This window comes from Tardiphaga sp. (assembly GCF_028290495.1).
In the GTDB taxonomy this organism is placed as follows: domain Bacteria; phylum Pseudomonadota; class Alphaproteobacteria; order Rhizobiales; family Xanthobacteraceae; genus Tardiphaga.
The window spans coordinates 37,844-43,843 of record NZ_JAQGJT010000068.1; the positions used below are offsets into that span (position 1 = coordinate 37,844).

Consider the following 6,000-nt stretch of genomic DNA (forward strand, 5'->3'; position numbering starts at 1 on the left):
TTTTCACGGCCCTTATAAGTGCCGCACAATCATTAAGAGGTGCCTTAAGAAACGCGATATTTCAGTTAATTTTTGATGACAATCGGCCCCGGCGGGCGGTTGCGGCCCGCCGGAATGCCGGCTTTATCGCTGCAAGCGTGCGAGCAGGCTCGACGTATCCCAGCGCTTGCCGCCCATCGTCTCGACTTCCGAATAGAACGCGTCGACGACCGAAGTAACGGGCAGGCTGGCGCCGTTGCGGCGGGCTTCGGCGAGGCAGATCGAGAGGTCCTTGCGCATCCATTCGACCGCAAAGCCGAAATCGAACTTGCCGTCGTTCATGGTCTTGTAGCGGTTCTCCATCTGCCAGGACTGCGCGGCGCCCTTCGAAATCACCTCGACCACGGCGTTAACGTCGAGCCCGGCCTTCTTGGCGAAGTGGATGCCCTCCGATAGCGCCTCGACCAGCCCGGCGATGCAGATCTGGTTGACCATCTTGGTCAGCTGGCCGGAACCGGCCGGTCCCAGCAGCTTGCACATCTTGGCATAGGCGGCGATCACCGGCTCGGCCCGGGCGTAGGCAGCGTCGGTTCCGCCGCACATCACCGTCAGAGCGCCGTTCTCGGCGCCAGCCTGGCCGCCGGACACCGGTGCATCGATGAACTGAAACCCGGCCTTGGTCGCTGCGGCATCGAGTTCGCGGGCGACTTCGGCGGAAGCGGTGGTGTGGTCCACGAAGATCGCGCCCTTTGCCATGCCCGCAAACGCGCCATCGGCGCCGATGGTGACTGCGCGCAAATCGTCGTCATTGCCGACGCAGGCCATCACGAAGTCCTGGCCTTCGGCCGCTGCCTTCGGCGTCGGCGCGGTCTTGCCGCCGAACTTTTCCACCCAGGCCGCGGCCTTGGCCGAATTGCGGTTGAACACCGTGACCTCGTGCTTGCCCTTGGCGACGAGGTGGCCGGCCATCGGGAAACCCATGACGCCGAGACCGATGAAAGCAATTTTGGCCATGTGCATACCCTTTGCGTGGTCGGCTTGTGCGCCGAACGTGGTGTGTGGGGAAAGAGGAGGGCATCCGGTGGTCGGAGGCCGCGGTTGAGAATTCGGCCGCAGCATAGACGCTGAGTTCCGAGCCGCAAGCCCGGGACAGGCTTGGTGCAGTGCGGAAAATTGCGAGGCTGGCCCGTCAGAAACGGCATGCACTCAACGCCGAATAGCTCTATGTCTCCGGTCTGAATTCAGCCGTCCGGGAGACATCCAGTGAGCGTGACAAAACAGCAGGTTCTTGACGGTCTGGCCAAGGTGACATCGCCGCGCGGCGTGCCGTTGCCCCATGCCAACGTGTTGTCGGAGATCTCCGTCAACGACGGCAAGGTGTTGTTCTCGATCAATGTCGATGCCGCCGAGGCGCGCGCCTGGGAAGGCGTGCGGGCACAGGCCGAGGCCGCCGTGCGTGCGATCCCCGGCGTCACCGGCGCGATGGTGGCGTTGACCGCCGAACGAAAGCCCGGTGCTGCTGCCCCGGCTCCTGCGCCGCACAGCCATTCCCACAAGCCTGGCGTGCAGCCGGTTTCGGCGCATCGTCCGCCGGCCAATCCGGCGGGGTCGCCGATGGCGCAGCAGGCCGAAATCGCCGGCATCAAAGCCATTATCGCGGTGGCTTCCGGCAAGGGCGGCGTCGGCAAATCGACCACCGCGATTAACCTTGCGCTGGGACTGCGCGATCTTGGCCTCCGCGTCGGCCTGATGGACGCCGATATCTACGGCCCCTCGGTGCCGCGGCTGACCGGCATCCGCGAAAGGCCGGTTCTCGACGACAACAGGAAGATGCTGCCGATCCAGCGCTTCGGTCTGTCGATCATGTCGATCGGCTTCCTGGTCGAGGAAGAGACCGCGATGATCTGGCGCGGCCCGATGGTGATGTCGGCCATTACGCAGATGCTGCGCGACGTCGCCTGGGGCAGGCTCGACGTGCTCGTCGTCGACATGCCGCCCGGCACCGGCGACGCGCAGCTCACGCTGGCGCAGAACGTTCCGCTCAAGGGCGCGGTGATCGTCTCGACGCCGCAGGATCTGGCGCTGATCGATGCCCGCCGGGGGCTGGCGATGTTCAGCAAGGTCAACGTGCCCGTGCTCGGCATCATCGAGAACATGAGCTATTTCCAGTGCCCGGAATGCGGCACGCGGTCGGACATCTTCGGCCACGGCGGCGCGCGCCATGAGGCCGAGCGGCTCGGCGTGCCGTTCCTCGGCGAGGTGCCGCTGCACATGTCGATCCGGGCGATGTCGGACGCCGGCACGCCCGTCGTGCACAGCGAGCCGGAGGGTCCGCACGCGGCGATCTATCGTTCGATCGCGACCCAGATCCGGGATCAGCTGCAGGGCGTCACCGCCGCCGCCTGATCCGTTACTCCACAAATGCATAGCGCATTCGCCGCATTGAACTTTCGTTTAAATGGGGCTGCGATGGCGCACGTCGCGTTTTCCGCGGCTCTGATCCGTGTTACAGAACCCTTCACCAGAGCGTCTTTGGTTGAATCAACTACGGTTCTTCCGATGAATATGCTCCAGGGAATTCTAGGGAAAACGCCTGCAACAGGAGAGATTGAATGAAGCGCCGTGAATTTTTGAAAGTATCGACGGCCGGAGCAGCGGTCGCTGCAGTAGCATCGCCCGCCATCGCGCAGTCGATGCCGGAGATCAAGTGGCGCCTGACGTCGAGCTTTCCGAAGTCGCTCGATACCATTTATGGCGGCGCCGAATACATGGCGAAGCAGGTCGCCGAAATGACCGACAACAAGTTTCAGATCCAGGTGTTCGCGGCGGGCGAAATCGTCCCCGGACTGCAGGCGCTGGATGCGACCTCCAACGGCACCGTCGAAATGTGCCATACGGTGTCGTATTACTATGTCGGCAAGGATCCGACCTTCGCGATTTACGCCTCGGTGCCGTTCGGCCTCAACGCCCGCCAGCAGAACTCCTGGTGGTACCAGGGCGGCGGCATGGAGCTCGGCAACGAGTTCTTCAAGAAGTTCGGCGTCATCGGCCATCCCTGCGGCAACACCGGCACCCAGATGGGCGGCTGGTTCCGCAAGGAGATCAAGACCGTCGCCGATCTGTCCGGCCTGAAGATGCGCATCGGCGGCATCGCCGGCCAGGTGTTGCAGAAGGTCGGCGTGGTGCCGCAGCAGCTTGCCGGCGGCGACATCTATCCGTCGCTGGAGAAGGGCACCATCGACGCCGCCGAGTGGGTCGGTCCGTACGATGACCAGAAGCTCGGCTTCCAGAAGGTTGCCAAGTACTACTACTATCCCGGCTTCTGGGAAGGCGGCCCGACGGTGCATGCCTTCACCAACCTGGAGAAATTCAACTCGCTGCCGAAGCACTACCAGGCGATCCTCACCAATGCCTGCACCAACGCCAACACCTGGATGGCCGCACGTTACGACATGCAGAATCCGGCGGCGCTGAAGCAGCTGGTGGCCGGCGGCACGCAGTTGCGGCCCTTCACCAACGAAGTGCTGGACGCCTGCCTGAAGGCGACCAACGAATTGTGGGGTGAAATCTCCGCCAAGAACGCCGACTTCAAGAAGTCGATCGACGCCATGCAGGCCTACCGCTCCGACGAATATCTGTGGTGGCAGGTTGCCGAATACACCTTCGACAGCTTCATGATCCGTTCCCGCACCCGCGGCTGATCAAGATCGCAGCACAGAAGAAAAACCCGGCCCTCGCGAGGGGGCCGGGTTTTTGCTTGCGCGATGGATGATCTTCAAGTTGTCGCTAATGACTGCATCTGCCGAAATTCCCGCTGCGGTAAACCGCGGCGGGAATCTTGTCGATGCGCTGCCTGTTGCTCCGGCTTCAGTGGCGAAGCTTGAGAAGGCGAACGCCCGCTACTTCGACGGCCCGAAATCTAGCGTCGGCATTTCGATCTGCGGGATGTCGATCTTCACGTTGGTGGTGTCTACCACCGAGTTGTCGATCCAGTAGGTGACCAGCCCCGGCCACCAGATCACGATGATCACCAGGATGACCTGCATCGCCACCCAGGGCATGGCACCCCAGTAGATGTCCTTGCTCTTTACGACGGGCGGCGCGATGCCGCGCAGGTAGAACAATGCGAAGCCGAACGGCGGGTGCATGAACGAGGTCTGCATGTTGACGCACAGCAGCACGCCGAACCAGACGAGGTCGATGCCCAGCTTGCTCGCGACCGGGGCGAGCAGGGGGATGATGATGAAGGCGATCTCGAAGAAATCGAGGAAGAACGCCAGGAAGAAAACGAAGATATTGACGAAGATCAGGAAGCCCAGCGCGCCGCCCGGCAGGCCAGTGAGCAGGTGCTCGATCCAGCGTGCGCCGTCCATGCCCTGAAACACCAGGCTGAAGCAGGTCGAACCGATCAGGATGAAGACGACCATCGAGGTCAGTCGCATGGTCGAGGTCATCGCCTGCTCGACCAGCGGCCACGTCAGGCGGCGGTGCAGGGCGGCCAGCACCATCGCGCCGACCGCGCCCATCGCGCCGGCTTCGGTTGGCGTCGCCAGACCCATTCCGATGGTGCCGAGCACCAGGAAGATCAGCACGATCGAGGGGATCATGCCCCACAGCACGCGGCTGACCAGCTTCCAGTTCAGCGGCTGACGGACGTCGGCCGGCAGTGGCGGCATCGAGTTCGGCCGCAGGATCGACAGCACCACGATGTAGAGGATGAAGATCACGACCTGCAGGATGGAAGGCCCGATCGCGCCGAGATACATGTCGCCGACCGAGCGGCCGAGCTGGTCGGCGAGAACGATCAGCACCAGCGACGGCGGGATCAGCTGCGTGATGGTGCCGGACGCCGCGATCACGCCGGTGGCGACGCGCATGTCGTAGCCGTAGCGGATCATGATCGGCAGCGAGATCACGCCCATCGCGATCACCGAAGCGGCGACGGTGCCGGTGATGGCGCCGAGCACGGCACCCACGATGATCACTGCATAGGCCAGACCGCCCGGGACCTTGCCGAACAGCTGGCCGGTGCCTTCCAGCAGGTCTTCAGCCAGGCCGCAACGTTCGAGAATGGCGCCCATGAAGGTGAAGAACGGGATCGACAGCAGCAGGTCATTGGAGATCGTGCCGTAGAAACGGAACGGGAGCGCCTGCAGGAAGGACGGATCGAAATGGCCTGTGAAGATGCCGACGATGCCGAAGAACAGGCCCACCGCGGCCAGCGAAAACGCCACCGGGAATCCGATCAGCATGAAACAGATCATGGTGCCGAACATCAGCGGGGGCATCACGCCATAGGAAAACATCGATCGGTCCTGACTGGTAAGGTGGCTTTGTGGTCAAGGTAGCAATGAAGAAGTCGGGTTACTGCAGCGGCGCTTCGTAGTGGGTGTCGATCTTGACGAGACCTGCGAGGCCCGCGATCCGCTTGGCGAGTTCGGCCAGTCCCTGCAGCAGCAACAGCAGGAAGCCGAGCGGCAGGATGCCCTTCACGGGCCAAAGGATCAGGCCGCCGGCATTGCTTGAGGTTTCCTGCAGGCGCCATGAATTCAGGAAGAACGGCGTGGTCAGGTACAACAGGTAGATCATCGCCGGCAGCAGGAAGAAGATGATGCCGACAATGTCGATCCACAGCCGCGCACGATCCGAGACCGCGGAATAGACGAGATCGACGCGGACATGCTCGTTGAGCCGCAGCGTTTGCGCGGCGCCGAGAAACACGATGCCGGCGAACATATACCACTGGATCTCGAGCCAGCCATTGGACGAGTAGTTGAACAGATAGCGGATCGTCGCATTGCCGGCGCTGACCAGGCAGGCGAGCAGCACCATCCACTTGGCGATGAACCCGAAGGCATCGCTCAGATGATCGATCACGCGCGTGATTTTGAGTACGTCCACCGTGCTCCCCCCAAAACTCCGTCTGCACCCGTCGACTTCGCTTTCTCACGGAGAAAGGGCAGCTTTTCGCGCTGCGACGACGTGATGCGGCGGCACCATTTCAGCGCGGCCCGGCGCCGT

Annotated in this window: 5 protein-coding genes; 2 read left to right on the forward strand and 3 right to left on the reverse strand. The window is 62.8% G+C overall.

Annotated elements, in window-relative coordinates:
- Window positions 1–123 precede the first annotated feature (123 nt).
- Window positions 124–993: an NAD(P)-dependent oxidoreductase gene (locus JWQ24_RS12685; RefSeq protein WP_299808175.1), complete on the reverse strand. Its 870-nt coding sequence runs from the start codon at window positions 991–993 to the stop codon at window positions 124–126.
- A gap of 249 nt (window positions 994–1,242) precedes the next feature.
- On the opposite strand from JWQ24_RS12685, the gene apbC reads away from it, so the two are divergent.
- On the forward strand, window positions 1,243–2,385 hold the full coding sequence (gene apbC / locus JWQ24_RS12690) for an iron-sulfur cluster carrier protein ApbC (RefSeq protein WP_299808177.1): 1,143 nt from the start codon (window positions 1,243–1,245) through the stop codon (window positions 2,383–2,385).
- A gap of 206 nt (window positions 2,386–2,591) precedes the next feature.
- The gene (locus JWQ24_RS12695; RefSeq protein ID WP_299808179.1) at window positions 2,592–3,680 is read left to right on the forward strand and encodes a TRAP transporter substrate-binding protein; all 1,089 of its coding nucleotides are present in this window, start codon (window positions 2,592–2,594) and stop codon (window positions 3,678–3,680) included.
- A 198-nt stretch (window positions 3,681–3,878) separates the two neighbouring features.
- On the opposite strand, the gene JWQ24_RS12700 is transcribed toward JWQ24_RS12695, so the two are convergent.
- Entirely contained in the window at window positions 3,879–5,285 is a 1,407-nt protein-coding gene (locus JWQ24_RS12700; protein WP_299808181.1) for a TRAP transporter large permease subunit, read from the reverse strand.
- A 58-nt stretch (window positions 5,286–5,343) separates the two neighbouring features.
- Window positions 5,344–5,880 carry a TRAP transporter small permease subunit gene (locus JWQ24_RS12705; protein ID WP_299808184.1) on the reverse strand — a complete coding sequence of 179 codons (537 nt, stop codon included), beginning with the start codon at window positions 5,878–5,880 and terminating at the stop codon, window positions 5,344–5,346.
- Window positions 5,881–6,000: the final 120 nt, after the last annotated feature.

Excerpts from the sequence above, each read along its gene's own strand:
- JWQ24_RS12685 (WP_299808175.1), bottom strand. The coding sequence starts at position 993 with ATGGCCAAAATTGCTTTCATCGGTCTCGGCGTCATGGGTTTCCCGATG.
- JWQ24_RS12695 (WP_299808179.1), top strand. The coding sequence starts at position 2,592 with ATGAAGCGCCGTGAATTTTTGAAAGTATCGACGGCCGGAGCAGCGGTC.
- JWQ24_RS12700 (WP_299808181.1), bottom strand. The coding sequence starts at position 5,285 with ATGTTTTCCTATGGCGTGATGCCCCCGCTGATGTTCGGCACCATGATC.